We start from the raw sequence: 15,646 nt of genomic DNA on the forward strand, positions 1-15,646 counted from the left end.
ACTGTTTATCCCCGTGGTGCCGCCGTGCCATAGGGCACGTCTTTGTTGCCGTAGCGGCGGACGCGGATATTGCACTGCTCGGCGTGGCCGACAAATCCTTCGAGCATACACAGGCGGGAGCCATATTCACCGATGAGCGTTGCTGCTTCATCGGTCAGGATCTTCTGGTAGCTGTGAGTTTTCAGGTATTTGCCGACCCAAAGACCACCCGTGTACCGGCCGGCTTTTTGTGTTGGCAGGGTGTGGTTGGTTCCAATCACTTTATCGCCGTTGGAGACATTGGTTCGGGGACCAAGGAAAAGACCACCATAACAGGTCATGCTGTCGAGAAACCAGTCGTCACGGTCGGTCATGACCTGCACATGCTCAAAGGCTTTTTCCTCTGAAACGGCAAGCATCTCTTTATAGGTGTCACAGAGAATGATTTCTCCGTAATCGCGCCAGCTTGCACCTGCGGTATCTGCAGTCGGCAGGATAGCCAGCAGACGGTCGATTTCAGCCAGTGTTTCGCGAGCCAGCTTTTCACTGTTTGTGACCAGTGCCGCCGGTGAGTTATAGCCGTGCTCTGCCTGACCGAGAAGATCTGTCGCGCACATTTCTGCATCTACGGTGTCGTCAGCGATGACCATGGTTTCAGTAGGACCAGCAAAGAGATCGATCCCCACCCGTCCGAAAAGCTGGCGTTTCGCTTCTGCCACGAAGGCGTTGCCCGGACCAACCAACAGATGGACCGGATCAATGGTTTCTGTCCCCAGCGCCATAGCGCCGACGGCCTGAATGCCACCGAGTACATAGATTTCATCAGCCCCGCCCAAATGCATTGCAGCCACAACGGCTGGATTGGGCTCTCCGTTAAACGGCGGTGTACAGGCAATAATGCGAGGCACCCCGGCGACTTTGGCTGTCGCAACCGACATGTGCGCTGAAGCTACCATCGGAAATTTTCCACCCGGTACGTAACAGCCGACGCTTTGCACCGGGATATTTTTATGCCCAAGGATCACCCCCGGCAGGGTTTCCACTTCCACATTTTGCATTGAGGCAAGCTGTACCCTGGCGAAGTTTGTCACCTGCTCATTGGCAAAGCGGATATCTTCCATATCTTCGGGCGAGACCTTGGCAATCAGTGCATCGATATCTTCCCGCGAGAGCAGAAAGGATTCGGGAGCATAGTTATCAAACGTGACGGCCAGCTCACGCACCGCCGCATCACCGTGCTGTTCGATTTTCCTCAGGGTGTCAGTGACTATCTGGACGACTTTTGCGTTATCGCTTTCTCTATCTGATGCCGGCTTTCCGGTCTTTAGGTACCTGACTGTCATGATTTGTCCTCTAACGGCGATAGTGTAGGCGCGTGAAGTAACGGGAGAAGGGGGATGGCATTTATCTCGTCTCCACGGGCGGAATACGTTCACCTGTATCAGCATCAAACAGGTGGCAACTGGCAGCATGGATAGTGGCTGAGAATGGCTGCCCGATGTCTGTGGCGTACTCTTTACCGGCTTTGATTGCCACGAGCTCATTACCGACTTTCACGGTGATCATCGTGGCTTCACCCAACAGCTCGATAGCGAAAACCTTGGCGTTGATGCCGCTGATTGCTTCGCCATTGTTGGTGACGACGGCATCTTCAGCACGAAACCCCAGCGTAACCTCGCCAGAAAAATGGGGAGCCAACCCAGTAATGATGACGTTTTCCGCAGTAAAGACACCGTGCTGGAGAGTGCCTTTCATCAGGTTCATCGCCGGGGATCCAATAAAGCCCGCAACGAAAGTATTGGCTGGGGAGTTATAGATTTCTGTCGGGGTGCCGACTTGCTGCACATTGCCGGCGCTCATAACCACCACGCGATCTGCCAGTGTCATGGCCTCTATCTGGTCATGGGTGACGTAGATAGTGGTGATTTGAAGTTCGTGGGACAGGTTTTTAATTTGGGCGCGGGTAGACACCCGAAGTTTGGCATCCAGATTTGAAAGCGGCTCATCCATTAAAAATACATTCGGTTCCCTGACAATGGCCCGTGCCAGTGCGACGCGCTGGCGCTGGCCCCCAGACAATTCGGCAGGTCGCCGATGGAGGAAAGGTGTCAGTTCAACCATCTCCGCAGCGCGCATAACCTTTTCATCATGGGTAGCAGGGTCAACGTTGCGGACTTTGAGCGGGAAGCGGATGTTTTCGTACACACTCATGTTGGGATAGAGGGCGTAGCTTTGGAACACCATGGCGACGTCCCGATCTTTGGGTTCAAGATCATTGACCACTTTCCCGTCAATCAGGATCTCCCCGCTGGTGGCTTCCTCCAGCCCGGCAATCATGCGCATGGTCGTGGTTTTACCGCAGCCAGAAGGGCCAAGCAGCACCAGAAATTCCTTGTCAGGAATGGTCAAGTCAAAATTTTTTACGCCAACAAAATTGCCCCAGCGTTTGTCGATATGGCGTAACTGTACTTCAGCCATGATTGCTCTCCGCATTGAAAAGGATCGAATGGGTACGTATTCAAAATAAGCAGAGAAATATGGGATTTAGAATATGGAAAATGACGATGTTTGAGTGCCGTCACATAAATAAATTTACGTACTGTTAATTCTCAATAATAAGAATATCAGTTATTTCATTGATTTATAACCTAATGAAAAATATAGAATATTTATTTATATTTTTAATTTTCAAAGAGTTGTAACGATTTTTCTTTGTCTGTTTTTCATGCGATTCTAAATAAAATAATTTCTTGCAAAATTTGAATAATCCTACAAACCTTCTTTTGCATGCGTATTTATTTTTATCTGATTTTACGCTCGGCGAAGTAATCATCGGTGCGGAATGATGGTGATTGGTATCGTGTATTGAAACATCGTGTATCGAAAAAGCAGGAGAGCGACATGAATTGCAGCGTGAAAGGAATTGCCATAGCGGGACTGCTCGCTGTTACCCATCAGGCAATCGCCAACGGTGGCTGTAATGCCGGGGAAGGGACAGTCAACATATTGTCGAATGATTTTCCTGCGCTGCATGCCGTTGCGGCGATGGCAGAGCGCTGTGCGACAGACACGCTGGTGGTGACTAAAAACCAGACCAAAGATCACCGAGAGTTACAGAGCGCGGCGCTGAAGGCCAATCCGGCTAAATATTCGACCGCGATAGTGTCGACCAGCTCAATCGTCCCGTTGCTGAACGAGGGTTTGATCCGACCCCTCGATGATTTGGTTGAAAAATATGGCCAGCAGTTGCAGCCATCCCAGCTTATCAAGGTGGATGGCAAGGTGATGGCGGTAGCATTTATGGCAAACTCGCAACACCTTTTCTACCGGAAAGACATCCTTGAACAAGCCGGTGTTGCACCGCCAGAAACCTTTGACGATATGATTGCCGCTGGCAAGAAAATACAGGCGGCAGGGCTGATGAAATACCCGGTTGCTTTAAACACCAAACCTGGCTGGAATCTGGGGGAGGAGTTCATCAACATTTTCAGTGCTACCGGGGAGCGTTTCTTCCAGCCGGGCAGTGCTGTCCCCAACCTCAACAATGCCAATGGATTGAAAGCGCTCCACACCCTGAAAGCCCTGACAGAGCTCTCCAACCCCGACTTTCTGACGTTTGATTCCAACAGCACACAGGCGCTTTGGGAAGACGGCAAAGTGGCATTGGCCTTAATGTGGGGGTCGCGAAGCACTGCCATTCTTGATGACGAAGGCGCGAGCCCGGACATTGTTGCCAATACCGTGCTGACCAGCACGCCTGGGTATTCTGATGGTGGTGCACCGGGGGCAACTCTTTGGTGGGACGGCTGGACTATCGCCAAAAATCTCTCCCCGCAGGATATCGAAGCAACATTCAAAGTGATGACCCATGCGATTTCCAGGGAGATGGTGCAAGACAATCAGGAAAAAGCTGTGTGGTTGATTGAAGGGTATGAACCCAACGCGTCTGCGATGGGGGTGATGACGACGGTGAAAAAACAAGCCAACGCCTATCCCATGGTGCCTTATATGGGGCTATTGCACTCCGCAGTGGGCGCTGAACTTTCAGATTTCCTGCTAGGGAAAGAATCTGCAGAACAGGCGCTCAGGGATGCAGAAGCTGCTTATATAACGTCAGCCCGCGAACAGGGTTTTCTCTGATATCCCGGCCCGGACGGATTCGGGGCCAACAGAATTTAGGTGGAGTTCATGCCACATCGCACATTTATTTCATTTATGTGGCCATCGCTGCTGGTCATGTTTTTACTCATCGCGCTGCCAATCGTTTCTGTGTTCGTACAATCGCTGTATGTCGAACACGAGCAGGTCGTATTGGAAACGGAAAACTGTGGGCCATTTGGCTGTACCACCACTGTGGCCGTAGATCGCGAAGCGACAGAAAAGCTTCGCGAAGAGGAACCATTGGGCCGTTTTAACGGTGCGGATACTTACACCAACCGCAGTCATCTGGCGTTTGAAGAACTGGGGCAAGCATGGAAGACGACGTCTTCTGTGGGGGCGTTTTTCGATCGGGTAATGAACCTGCCTTTCTACAAAGCGTTGGTTTTTACATTGGCATATACCTTTATTGTCACCCCGCTGGTGATTGTGTTGGGGATGGTGGTCGCCCTTTGTGTGAATGCATTGCCGAGGCTGGTGAAAGGCCCCACCATTTTCCTGTCCCTGTTACCCATGATTGTGACGCCTTTGATTGGCTCACTCATCCTGTTTTGGATGATAGATGCCGATGGGGTGATTGGGGCCACGCTGCAGGTCTGGTTTAATGATGACAACCTTTCGCTGAAAGCCTCCCCGACGCTTACTTGGTTGACGATCTTTATCTATGGCATTTGGTCATCGATACCTTTCTCTTTCATTGTGTTTTATGCCGGGCTGCAAACGGTGCCGACAGACACTCTCGAGGCTTCAATGATAGATGGGGCATCGCGTTGGGAAACCACCCGCTATGTGGTGATCCCTCATATGGCGCCGCTGGTGACCTTCGTGGCACTGATGCAGATGATGGATAACTTCCGGGTGTTTGAACCGATTGTCGGTTTTGCCGCCGAAGCGCACGCTACCTCGCTCAGTTGGCTTATTTATAACGATCTACGTGGCACCGACTCACCGTTGTTCGGTTCTGCTGCATCCACGTCCATGCTCACCATTCTTGGCGTGGCTGTGCTTCTAATGCCGGTGTTCATGCGAACCTGGCGTGATTTCAACCGAAAATCAGCCTAGGGGGCATGATGGGAAAAGCGCGAAACAAGCCTGTCTGGCTGAAAACAGCCTCTATTGCTTTTGTGGTTGTCTGGCTGTTGATAGCCGCAGGCCCGTTTTTGTGGACGGCCTGGGGCTCTTTCAAGGTACAGGCGGATTTCTTTTCAAAATCAGACTGGATGAACGCCATTTACGGTGTAAAAACCGTATTGGAAACCGGCAGTGAGTTCACTGGACAGGGCTATTACGGTGCCTGGATTGAGCAGGATTTCTGGCTGGCTGCCATCAATACATTTTTGATGGTGTTTTCGGTAGTGGTTATCTCTTTAGCCATTGGCACGTTAGGAGGATATGCGCTGGCGCGTTCAGGTTTCCGCTATTCATTGTGGATTCTGATGATTGCACTGGTGCTCCGTGCCATGCCTCATATCACCTTAGTGTCTGGCTATATGCTGCCATTTTTTGAATGGAACCTGTGGGGGCATCTGGGCACTACCGTCATTGTGCTGGTTGCTATCAACCAGCCTTTCACACTCTGGATGCTGCATTCGTTTTTCCTCAACATTCCCAAAGATATGGACGAGAGTGCGATGGTGGATGGTTGTACCCGCTTTCAGGCTTTTCGGCATGTGATCATTCCTGTGATGTGGCCGGGCGTGATCACCACAGGACTTTTCAGCTTCCTGCTGGCCTACAACGACTTTGCCGTTACCGGCATGTTGCTCAGCCAGGAAAACCAAACCATGGTGCCGAAGATCGCAAGCTTCCTCGGCACAACTCAGGTGGAAGGCAATGTGATGTTTGCTGTGGCAGCGGTGGTTTCTGCGATGGTTCCGTTGTTCTTTCTGGTTCTTTTCTTCCAAAAGCAAATTGTGTCAGGCCTGACTGCCGGCGCGGTAAAAGGATAAGTGATGTCATCAGATGTACAACGGGCGAAAGACCTCGTGTGGTCGTTTTACCAGACGCTGGACGCAGCCGGGGAAGACCAGCTGGCAGCGGTTTTCGAACAATATTGTTCGTCAGAATACCGTTTTCGGGGCTGCCATCCTTTCAATGAAATGGCGGGGTCAGATGAGGTGATCAACACACTTTGGCAACCACTGAAAGCCTCCTTTCGTGCCGTCCAGCGCCGTCAGGATATTTTTATGGCAGGGCAAAACAGTCTGGAACAGGATGGCAGTATCTGGGTGGTGTCGATGGGCCACCTGATGGGGTTGTTTGACCAAAACTGGCTCGGCATACCCAAAACCGGGCGGATGGCTTTTCTGCGATACTGTGAGTTTACCCAGGTGGTTGATGGCCACATTGCACACTCTGCGTTCTTTGCTGATATCCCCGGAGTGATGGTACAGGCAGGTGTGAACCCGTTTCCACCACAAAGTGGTGCCCAGCTGGTGCAGCCCGGCCCAATGACCCATGATGGCCTGTTGAAAAATACTCAGCCAGCGTTGGAAGGAGAAAAAACGCTGACAGCTATCAACAGGATGATGGCGGATTTGGGTAACTGGGATAACACCTTAAGCCTTGAAGAAGAGCTGGCGCTTGCCTGGCATGATGACATGATTTGGTGGGGGCCGACGGGGATCGGTGCCAGCTATACTATTGAGCGCTACGCCAAGCAACATTCCGGTATTTTCAGAGCTAGTTTTTCAGATCGTATTTTCAACGGCCACGTCTGCAAGTTTGCTGAAGGGCACTTTGGTGGCTTTTTTGGTTGGCCAAACCTTAGCCTGAAGCCATCGGGTGGGTTTATGGGCATGGCCGCCAGCGATAAGTATTACGATATGCGTGTCGTTGATATCTATCGTCGTGATGGTGATAAGCTTGCTGAAAACTGGGTGTTTATCGATTTACTCTATTTTTTTTACCAGCAAGGCGTCGATATCCTGGCGAGGAACCGCCAGTTGAGTGCAGATACCCAAAGCAACCTGTCGAACCGGTGTTATTGACGCGACTGTCGTCTTACGCTGGCTGATCGGTATGTGCGCGGGGTTGTGCCGTTCAAAATAGCTTTTCTATGCACTCCCGGAGTTATTGGGGAAACAAAAAAATTCCACGTCTTAAGTGTCTCTTAAGACAACTCCCATAGCCTGTTTATAACGCTGATATTTGGGGTAAGCGCGATGAACAAGGCTATGAATGGAACTGAGTTTGTACTCGTGGGGGAGCATCATCCCCTCCGGGAACATGTCGAACACTATGTCAGGGAACGTTATGCTCTGGCGTTTGATGCCACCCTGTTGGTCTTTATGCCGACATTTGCCTGCATCCTTGACAGTGATGGAGCGCTTCTTTCTGTCTGTGGTTTTCGCACCGCAGATTCGGGGCCCCTGTTTCTAGAACAATATCTTGACTCTCCTGCTGAAACGGTACTTTCCCAGCAATTTGGCACTGTCATCCCCCGTGATGCGGTGATTGAATTTGGGCAACTGGCGTCATTCTCCCGTGGCGTCTCTCTCACCTTGTTTGCACATCTTTCGCAATATCTGGTCTCTTGTGGCTACCAATGGGGTATTTTCACCGCCACCGGCCCGCTGCAAGCGCTGATGCACCGTTTTGGGCTTCAGCCTGTGACCTTACAACGAGCAGATGCCTGCCGGGTTGAGAATGCGGCAAGTCTCTGGGGAAGCTACTACTCCTTCCTGCCTCATGTCTCTGCCGGCAACCTTGTTGGGGGAGCCACGCAGCTCTCGAGATTGCTGAATCAATCTGCGGCTGTTCCGGGCCAGAGGAGAAAAAACGGAGGCACGCATGGATAGCGTACTACAACGAATCCAGCACTATGCGCAAAACACGCCAGATCGCATCGCCTTGATTGGCCGGAGCGCGGACGGGAAAGGCGTCGAAGTGACCTACGCGTCATTGTGGCAGGACATTGAACGTCTCAGCAACACACTGACATCATGGGGAGTGACATGTATTGCGCTTTATGCGGAAAACAGTCTCGCCTGGGCGAAGATCGATCTTGCGGCGATGCTTGCCGGTGTGACAGTCGTGCCTGTTCCGACGTTTTTCTCAAGTGCTCAGCAGGCTCACCTGCTGGCGGTATCAGGTGCCGAAGTGTGGATTGGGCACAGGGGCAAGCCGGACGTTGTTCCCCGTCACGAACTGGCGGGACTTCCCTGTTATTTTTTACCGCCTCAGTCATCGCGTAGATTGCATGGGGGGGCGGCAAAAATCACTTTTACGTCCGGCTCGACGGGAACCCCTAAAGGCGTTGCTTTGTCAGCCGGGTTGCTGAATGCAGTGACAGCATCTCTGGCATCCTCTTTTTGTCTTGAAGGCCAGTCTGCAGACAGCATCCCTTCAAAGCACCTTGTCGCGCTACCGCTGACCACTTTACTTGAAAACATTACCGGACTTTACGTGCCTTTGTATCTTGGCGTGCAGTCCATCGTGCTGAGTGGCGAGGATGTCGGGCTACACGGCTCCAGCCAGTTTGAGCCAGAACGCTTTGCTGCCGCAGTCAGCACGTATCAGGCGGAGAGTCTCGTTGTTACACCTGCGCTGCTCCTTGCGTTGGTAGCACTGGCGAAGCGTTCACCGGGTTGTCTTTCCTCACTCAAGTTTATTGCAGTCGGCGGTGCCAAAGTACCGCAAGCCCTGCTCACTTCCGCCAGGCAGCTGGGGCTTCCCATATACGAGGGATATGGTCTTTCTGAGTGTGGCTCGGTGGTGAGCATGAATACGCCGGAGCAACAAAGGCTGGGTAGTGTGGGTAAGCCTTTGCCGCATTGCCAGGTTGCTATCTCACGTCAGGGAGAAATCATGGTTTCCGGTGCGTCCATGCTTGGGTATCTCGGTGAATTGCCGCTGACAGGTGCCGTACATACGGGCGATTTAGGGTATCTCGATGATGAGGGGTTTCTCTATATCACCGGCCGTAAAAAGAACCTGCTTATTACCGCTTTTGGCAGAAATATCAGCCCTGAATGGATTGAAGCGGAAGCCATGGCCTTCCCCCACCTACGCCAGATCGTGATATTGGGTGATGGGTGTGCCGCGCTCTCAGCTGTTGTCGCAACCGACAACCCGGAGGCGGCGATATCGGAACTGGAAAGTCTCAATACGAGGCTGCCCGATTATGCAGCGGTCAGTCATCTCATCTTTACCCGTCCATTTCATTTCCAACCGGCATTGCTGACGGAAAATGGGCGTCCCAAACGCGGTGAGTTTGCCCGTCGATTTTCAAGGTACATCCCAACAAACGTGCGCGCTGGTACAGGTGACAACCGTGTGACCAGTTGTTTTGAGTAAACAGGAACACAGAAAAAGAAGGTAACAGACTATGACTCAGGGACAATTTTTTAAACAGCTGGAACTGCAAACCCGCGACGCCAGAGAAGCGATGTTACAAGCCCCTATTTTTGACGCCTGCCGTCAGGGACATGTGAGCAAGAATACCTACACCGCTTTTTTGGTTCAGGCCTACCACCACGTAAAGCACACTGTGCCCTTGCTGATGGCGTGTGGTGCCAGGTTGCCTGAAAAGTATGAATGGCTTCGCCAGGATATCGGTGAATACATCGAAGAGGAAAAGGGGCATCACGAATGGATCCTCAGCGATCTCAAGCAGTGTGGTTTTGATGCAGGGCTGGCGAGATCAAACACTGGGGAGGGATCCGTTGGACTCCCGATTGAAATGATGGTGGCGTACCTATACCACCAGATTGACCGCCGCAACCCGATGGCCTTTTTCGGCATGGTCTGGGTGCTGGAAGGGACCAGTGTCACTGTGGGTGGTGATATGGCGGTACGGGTGAAAAGCCTGCTTGGATTGCCGGATTCTGCCATGACTTACCTCACGTCCCACAGCACATTGGATGTTGAGCATATTGGATTCTTTGAAACCCTGATGAACAAAATCACTGACCCGGATGATCAAGCTGCGATTGTTGACAGTGCAAACCGTGTGTTTGCGCTCTATGGCCAAATGTTGCGTGAGTTACCTATCCAGCAAAATGTCCGGGCGGCGTAGGAGGCAATGATGGATTTGATGGACAAACGCATCCTGTTGACCGGTGCCACTGGTGGGATTGGTAGTGAAATCGCCAGCATTTTATCAGAAAAAGGCGCTGAGCTGGTCTTGGTTGGGCGTCAACGTGCTGGGCTGGAAAATCTGGTGCAATCCCTTCGCCACCCTGAACGCCATCATTGTCTGGTCGCCGATATTGCGACTTCTCTTGGGATGGAGGCGATTGATCGCCACTGTATGGACATGCAACGACAGGGTAAGCCAGTGGATGTGCTTATCAATAATGCAGGTTGTAACACGTTTCAGTATCTCAAGGACCGCGATGCAGATTCGCTCCGCCGCGAAGTGGACGTGAACCTGATGACCCCAATCTTGCTTTGCCAGCAAGCCATGCACTGGTTAAGTGGTGAGGGCATTATCCTGAACATTGGTTCAACCTTCGGTGCTATTGGTTATCCGGGATATACCAGCTACTGCGCTGCGAAAGCCGGTTTGCAACGTTTCAGCGAGGCGCTAGACCGGGAACTTGGCAGGGAAGGGCAACGGGTCTTGTTTCTGGCCCCGCGGGCAACCAATACCGCGCTGAATGACAGCCGCGTACAAGCCATGAACCAAAAACTCGGCAATAAGACCGATGACGCGTCGTTTGTTGCGGCGCAGGTAATACAGGCATTGGCGAGTGAAAAAACAACAACCTGGTTAGGTTGGCCGGAAAAACTGTTTGTGAAAATCAATCAGATTTTCCCGTCTGTCGTGGCGTCTGCCATCCAAAAACAGCACGACGTGATTACCGAATATGCCACCACTAAACATGCTGTAACGAAACGTTAATTTGTCGAGGGAATCGCTATGAAAATCATCAACACATCACTGTTTACCCTGCTCTGCTTCTGTGGAGCATTGCTGTCTAGCCTGACTGTTAATGCGGATGAGGCGCTCACAAATTTACAAAACCAGTGGGCAAAGTGCCAATATGATACCTTTAATAAAGACAACAAAATCAGCTGTCTGAACGCATTGATTACTGAGAATGAATCTGCTGTGTCTGCGACACCATCACGGAACGACCTGAAAGTATGGCTTGCTATCAACAAGAGTTCACTCGCGGGTGTTGAAGGCGGATTGGGCGCCCTCTCTTTGGTGGAGGAGGCCAAATCCCTGTTGGAAGACGTGATTGCAACAGAGCCGGAAGTGTTGGATGGTTCTGCGTACACCAGTCTGGGTACGCTATATTATCAGGTGCCGGGGTGGCCAATTGGGTTTGGGGATGACGATGAAGCCCGGGTTCTGTTGCAAAAAGCCCTTGCCATTAATCCGTCAGGTATCGATCCAAATTTCTTTTACGGTGACTTTCTAGCGGAACAGGGCAAAAAAGCGGAAGCCATGGCCTACCTGCAACGCGCCCAAAAAGCCACACCGCGTAAAGGGCGGGAGCTGGCAGACGTGGGACGCCAGCGCGAAATCGCCAGAAAACTGGAGGAACTGCAGTAATAATGCGCATTTTATTGGTTGAAGATGACCAAATGTTAGGTGAGTCCATGGTGGTGTCATTAAGCCGCCAGGGGTTCACCGTTGATTGGGTTCAGCTTGGAAACGGAGTGGATACTTTAGTCAAAACGGAAAGTTTTACCGCCGTGATACTGGATCTCACCCTGCCGGACACGGACGGGTTGCAGGTGCTCAAGCAAGTACGCAGGGTCAATGCGACGTTGCCTATCATGATACTGACAGCGAGGGATGAAATTGGCGATCGGGTGAAGGGGCTTGATGGCGGCGCTGATGATTACATGATCAAACCCTTTGCACTGGAAGAATTGATGGCAAGGTTGCGGGTCATGATCCGCCGTATTTCCGGGTTTTCGGATACCAATATCTCACTTCACGGTGTTTCCCTTTCCCTTGCCAATAATTGTGTGACGGTGAATGGCGAGGCGATAAAACTGACGCCGAATGAATTTAAATTGCTTTCTACCCTGATGTCCCATGCGGGCAGGGTCATGAGCAAAGATCAATTACAGCAGAGCTTGCATGGCTGGGATGACATGGCCAGCGACAATGCGATTGAAGTGCATATTCACAACCTTCGTAAAAAAATGGGGGGTGAACTCATCAAAAACATCCGTGGCGTGGGATATATCATTGAGCGATAAAAAGCCTTTTTCTATGAAACGCAATCTGATTGTGAGTGCGGTGTTACTGTGCTCGCTTCTGATCTGCGTTTCACTTTACTTTGTCTATAAGGAAAGCCGGCACGAGATCAACGAAGTGTATGATGCGCACCTTGGGCAGTCAGCCAAGACACTGGCACTTGCCGTGATGAACTGGGGAGGGTCTACCTCCAGTGATATCAATGAGATTTATCGCCAGTGGCAGGCGCAGATCAACGTTGTTGCTATCGGCAGTGATGATTTTCCGACGCCATATGGCCACCCGTATGAGAACAACATCCTGTTCCAATATGTAGAAGGCCATAAAGTGAAACTGAAAAGTCCCAATGCGCCTGAAACATTTCTGGGGAAACCCGGCATGCCAGGATTTGCGAATGTCGAATTTGATGGAATGACATGGCGTGTTTTTCAACTTCCCTTTAATGGTGGGGAGCAAGGGAAAGAAAAAATTATTTTGGTGGCAGAAAAAGAAGCGATTAGGCAGGAATTTATTGAGGAAGTGTCGCTATCCATTGGCTTGCCGCTTTTAGTGCTGATCCCGCTTTTAATGGTCCTGCTGACGCTCTCCATATTGATGGCATTTCGCCCGATTTCTGAGCTTCGTGCCATCATTTCAGAAAAACACATCAACAACCTTGAGCGGATTAAGGTGGCGCATCCCACCACAGAGCTTGCCCCTCTGGTTGATCAAATCAACTATCTATTTCAGGAAGTAGAGCAGGTCTGGAAGCGGGAAAAAAGGCTTATCAGTACGGCTGCGCATGAATTGAAAACGCCGTTGGCTGTGATCAGGCTGGACACTGAAAATGCTTTGCTCTCCCCGTTACCTGCTGACAGCGAGGCTGATCTTCGCAACATTCTCAAGGGTATTGACCGTGCGGACCGGTTAATCCAACAACTGCTGATGTTCTCCCGTGTTGAGCAGGAAAGGGAAGTCTCACTGGAAACGTTCGATGTGGTGCCTGTGATCCGTGATTGTGTGGCGAGCCTGGTTCCTATGGCGCTGACCCATTCGCAATCCATTTCTTTGAACGGTGAACATGTCGCCATGCTCACCGGCCATCCGGCTATGCTGTCGATATTGGTGGCAAACCTCATTGATAATGCGATCCGCTATTCGGGAGATGGCGCTGACATTGCGGTAGATATAAATCGTGGTGCTAAAGAGCTCGTGGTTTCAGTCACGGACAGTGGCATACCGATGCGTGAAGATGTAAAGGCACGTCTGTTTGAAAAGTTCTATCGAGGTAATACTGAAACCGGTGATGGTGCGGGGCTTGGGATGTCAATAGTGGAAGACATCGCCATGCTTCATCATGCAAAGGTGTTCGTTGAATCGCCTGTATGGGAAGGGAGCGGCAACCGCTTTCGTGTTGTTTTCCCTGTTTAAAGCCGCCGCCCGAAGGCGGCAGGCATTATGCGTAAGGCATCAATAGGTGGGCTGGGCGCGGTAGAAGTCTTCATTGAACGCCAGGCTCCCCCACATGGCGTGGGCATGGGCGCGCTCCACTGTTTTCGCATCAACTGGCGTATCGGTCAGTGTCTCGGTATCTGGGTGGTAGCGATAGGTCGATATTGCCATTTCCGGCCTCAGGATCACGACGTTATTGTCTGCGGTCATCCAGCCAAAGTTCTTGTCCCGCTGCATGATGGCACGCTGTTTTTGCTCAGGAACGTCTTGGGTTAAGTCATGACCAATCATAGGGTGTGTACTGCTGACACCGGCCAGTGACAACAACGTCGGGGGCAAGTCCAGCTGACTGGTGAGCCGGGTATCAAATTTAGGCTCGATACCGCCACCAAGAAAGATGGCCGGGATTTTGAAATGGCCGATAGGAACGGGCAAGTCGCCAGTTGTACGGGCATCATGATCTGCCACAATCAGGAATACCGTGTTATCCCAATAGCTTGATTTTTTAGCTTTTTCGATAAACTTACCGACTGCATAGTCTGCATATTTCACCGCATTCTCGACAGTGTTTTTGGGACTGTTAAATGGCGTGATTTTGCCGTCCGGGTATTCAAAAGGACTGTGGTTTGATGAAGAAAAAACCAGACTGAAAAAAGGCTGTTCCTGCTTGTCTAACGAGGTAAAAAGCGCATCCGCCTTGTTATATAAATCTTCATCAGATGCTCCCCAGGACCCCACAAACTCCGGTGATTCAAATGTCTGGAAATCTTGAATGTCGGTAAAGCCATTGCCTAGGAAGAAACTCTTCATGTTGTCAAAATGACTCTCGCCCCCATACACAAACTGCGTGTGATAGCCTTTGGATTTCAGCAGATCTGCGATCGTAAAGAAGTTGTTCTGGCTTTTACCCAACTTCACGACAGAACGCGCTGGGGTTGGAGAAAAGCCTGTTGTTACTGCTTCAATTCCCCGTACAGAGCGGGTTCCTGTCGCATACATACGGCTGAATGCCCAACCTTCGCCAATCAGCTTATCAAGATTTGGAGAGGTATCGATGCCACCTAAACGGCTGACATACCGTGCGCCATGGCTTTCAAGCAACAGGATAACGATGTTTTTGGGTTTACCTTGATAGGACGCAGTATGTTTGGCGAGGGTAGGGGAATCTGTTGACACAAAATCGGTCTTATCGACTAGCATCGTCTCCCGGACTTCATGAATGATTTTTTCTTTGTCCATGGTGGGGTAAAACTCGAACGCACTCGATTCTGAGCCCATCTGCTTGGCCGCGAAAATAACAGAGTACGATGAATTGAGCACCAGGTCGTTAACCAAAGGATCGCTGGAAAAAGCGACCATCGCGGGGTTTAGAGGGCGATGTCCCAGACTGGAGCGTGCTCCCATCACTCCCAGGGCAACAACCAGTAGGGCAATCACGGGACGCCAGTACCATTTAGGGTAAGAGAGCCCACTGACCCACTTTCTTGACCATCGCCAGCCAAGCATGAGGGTACTGACAGAAACCAACAGCCCAATGAAAAGCTCCAGTTTGTAACCACTCCAGAGCATACTGAACACTTCTTTCGGGTAAACCAGATATTCGATAAAGAGGCGGTTAGGGCGCAGGTCATATTCAAGAATAAAGGGGACGGTGGCGGTTTCCATATACACCACCAGCCAAAGACCGGCGGTGATCCAGAGGCGCAATATGACATGCCAGAGGCGTCCAAGTATGTGTTCACCGGAAATGAAAGAAGACAATAAGGCGGGCAAAATGAGCAAATAGCAGACGCTGGCGATGTCAATACGCAGTCCGCTTAAAAGCAAATGACTCCACCCTTGGGCGGCATCCACGCGCTCTATTTGCCAGAGCGCTAACGCCATTCTCGAAACAAACATCAGCAGCAACAATGT

General features: G+C 51.1%; 14 protein-coding genes. 11 read left to right on the forward strand and 3 right to left on the reverse strand.

All coding sequences use genetic code 11. From position 1 onward, the window contains the following. Nucleotides 1-5: 5 nt before the first annotated feature. Together hisD and VHA_RS12110 are read right to left on the reverse strand one after the other, a co-directional pair. Entirely contained in the window at nucleotides 6-1,322 is a 1,317-nt protein-coding gene (hisD, locus tag VHA_RS12105; protein WP_005504703.1) for a histidinol dehydrogenase, read from the reverse strand. Between the two features lie 61 nt (nucleotides 1,323-1,383). Then, complete coding sequence (locus VHA_RS12110) at nucleotides 1,384-2,457, reverse strand: ABC transporter ATP-binding protein (RefSeq protein ID WP_005504704.1); 1,074 nt, start codon at nucleotides 2,455-2,457, stop codon at nucleotides 1,384-1,386. A gap of 423 nt (nucleotides 2,458-2,880) precedes the next feature. Here VHA_RS12110 and VHA_RS12115 point away from each other — a divergent pair, with 423 nt between their 5' ends. The 11 genes from VHA_RS12115 to VHA_RS12165 all read left to right on the forward strand — a co-directional run bounded on the left by VHA_RS12115 (nucleotide 2,881) and on the right by VHA_RS12165 (nucleotide 13,711). Further along, a complete protein-coding gene (locus tag VHA_RS12115) occupies nucleotides 2,881-4,119 on the forward strand; it encodes an ABC transporter substrate-binding protein (RefSeq protein ID WP_005504705.1) in 1,239 nt (412 codons plus the stop codon). Nucleotides 4,120-4,167: 48 nt separating this feature from the next. Then, nucleotides 4,168-5,199 carry a carbohydrate ABC transporter permease gene (locus VHA_RS12120; protein ID WP_040528853.1) on the forward strand — a complete coding sequence of 344 codons (1,032 nt, stop codon included), beginning with the start codon at nucleotides 4,168-4,170 and terminating at the stop codon, nucleotides 5,197-5,199. An 8-nt stretch (nucleotides 5,200-5,207) separates the two neighbouring features. Continuing rightward, nucleotides 5,208-6,086 carry a carbohydrate ABC transporter permease gene (locus tag VHA_RS12125; protein ID WP_005504708.1) on the forward strand — a complete coding sequence of 293 codons (879 nt, stop codon included), beginning with the start codon at nucleotides 5,208-5,210 and terminating at the stop codon, nucleotides 6,084-6,086. Between the two features lie 3 nt (nucleotides 6,087-6,089). Next, a complete protein-coding gene (locus tag VHA_RS12130) occupies nucleotides 6,090-7,127 on the forward strand; it encodes a nuclear transport factor 2 family protein (protein ID WP_005504710.1) in 1,038 nt (345 codons plus the stop codon). A gap of 174 nt (nucleotides 7,128-7,301) precedes the next feature. Beyond that, nucleotides 7,302-7,937 carry a thermostable hemolysin gene (locus tag VHA_RS12135; RefSeq protein ID WP_040528855.1) on the forward strand — a complete coding sequence of 212 codons (636 nt, stop codon included), beginning with the start codon at nucleotides 7,302-7,304 and terminating at the stop codon, nucleotides 7,935-7,937. After that, entirely contained in the window at nucleotides 7,930-9,435 is a 1,506-nt protein-coding gene (locus VHA_RS12140) for an AMP-binding protein (RefSeq protein ID WP_005504714.1), read from the forward strand. Before VHA_RS12135 ends, VHA_RS12140 begins: the two co-directional genes overlap by 8 nt. Nucleotides 9,436-9,466: 31 nt before the next feature. Continuing rightward, entirely contained in the window at nucleotides 9,467-10,156 is a 690-nt protein-coding gene (locus VHA_RS12145; RefSeq protein ID WP_005504718.1) for an iron-containing redox enzyme family protein, read from the forward strand. A 9-nt stretch (nucleotides 10,157-10,165) separates the two neighbouring features. Then, nucleotides 10,166-10,984, forward strand: a complete 819-nt coding sequence (locus VHA_RS12150) for an SDR family oxidoreductase (protein WP_005504719.1) — start codon at nucleotides 10,166-10,168, stop codon at nucleotides 10,982-10,984. An 18-nt stretch (nucleotides 10,985-11,002) separates the two neighbouring features. Next, complete coding sequence (locus VHA_RS12155) at nucleotides 11,003-11,644, forward strand: tetratricopeptide repeat protein (RefSeq protein ID WP_005504720.1); 642 nt, start codon at nucleotides 11,003-11,005, stop codon at nucleotides 11,642-11,644. Between the two features lie 2 nt (nucleotides 11,645-11,646). Continuing rightward, the gene (locus VHA_RS12160) at nucleotides 11,647-12,303 is read left to right on the forward strand and encodes a response regulator (protein WP_005504722.1); all 657 of its coding nucleotides are present in this window, start codon (nucleotides 11,647-11,649) and stop codon (nucleotides 12,301-12,303) included. Between the two features lie 13 nt (nucleotides 12,304-12,316). Continuing rightward, nucleotides 12,317-13,711 (forward strand): sensor histidine kinase, encoded by a 1,395-nt coding sequence (locus VHA_RS12165; RefSeq protein ID WP_040528938.1) that lies wholly within the window; start codon nucleotides 12,317-12,319, stop codon nucleotides 13,709-13,711. 39 nt (nucleotides 13,712-13,750) lie between these two features. Here the strand turns inward: VHA_RS12165 and VHA_RS12170 are convergent, their stop codons facing one another. Further along, nucleotides 13,751-15,631, reverse strand: coding sequence for an LTA synthase family protein (locus VHA_RS12170; RefSeq protein ID WP_081456032.1), 1,881 nt, complete (start codon nucleotides 15,629-15,631; stop codon nucleotides 13,751-13,753). Nucleotides 15,632-15,646 lie beyond the last annotated feature (15 nt).

This window comes from Grimontia hollisae CIP 101886 (assembly GCF_000176515.1).
Classification (GTDB): domain Bacteria; phylum Pseudomonadota; class Gammaproteobacteria; order Enterobacterales; family Vibrionaceae; genus Enterovibrio; species Enterovibrio hollisae.

Bases quoted from the DNA above. Each gene is read 5' to 3' on its own strand.
- hisD (WP_005504703.1), bottom strand. From the start codon at position 1,322: ATGACAGTCAGGTACCTAAAGACCGGAAAGCCGGCATCAGATAGAGAA.
- VHA_RS12110 (WP_005504704.1), bottom strand. From the start codon at position 2,457: ATGGCTGAAGTACAGTTACGCCATATCGACAAACGCTGGGGCAATTTT.
- VHA_RS12115 (WP_005504705.1), top strand. From the start codon at position 2,881: ATGAATTGCAGCGTGAAAGGAATTGCCATAGCGGGACTGCTCGCTGTT.
- VHA_RS12120 (WP_040528853.1), top strand. From the start codon at position 4,168: ATGCCACATCGCACATTTATTTCATTTATGTGGCCATCGCTGCTGGTC.
- VHA_RS12125 (WP_005504708.1), top strand. From the start codon at position 5,208: ATGGGAAAAGCGCGAAACAAGCCTGTCTGGCTGAAAACAGCCTCTATT.
- VHA_RS12130 (WP_005504710.1), top strand. From the start codon at position 6,090: ATGTCATCAGATGTACAACGGGCGAAAGACCTCGTGTGGTCGTTTTAC.
- VHA_RS12135 (WP_040528855.1), top strand. From the start codon at position 7,302: ATGAACAAGGCTATGAATGGAACTGAGTTTGTACTCGTGGGGGAGCAT.
- VHA_RS12140 (WP_005504714.1), top strand. From the start codon at position 7,930: ATGGATAGCGTACTACAACGAATCCAGCACTATGCGCAAAACACGCCA.
- VHA_RS12145 (WP_005504718.1), top strand. From the start codon at position 9,467: ATGACTCAGGGACAATTTTTTAAACAGCTGGAACTGCAAACCCGCGAC.
- VHA_RS12150 (WP_005504719.1), top strand. From the start codon at position 10,166: ATGGATTTGATGGACAAACGCATCCTGTTGACCGGTGCCACTGGTGGG.
- VHA_RS12155 (WP_005504720.1), top strand. From the start codon at position 11,003: ATGAAAATCATCAACACATCACTGTTTACCCTGCTCTGCTTCTGTGGA.
- VHA_RS12160 (WP_005504722.1), top strand. From the start codon at position 11,647: ATGCGCATTTTATTGGTTGAAGATGACCAAATGTTAGGTGAGTCCATG.
- VHA_RS12165 (WP_040528938.1), top strand. From the start codon at position 12,317: ATGAAACGCAATCTGATTGTGAGTGCGGTGTTACTGTGCTCGCTTCTG.
- VHA_RS12170 (WP_081456032.1), bottom strand. From the start codon at position 15,631: ATGTTTGTTTCGAGAATGGCGTTAGCGCTCTGGCAAATAGAGCGCGTG.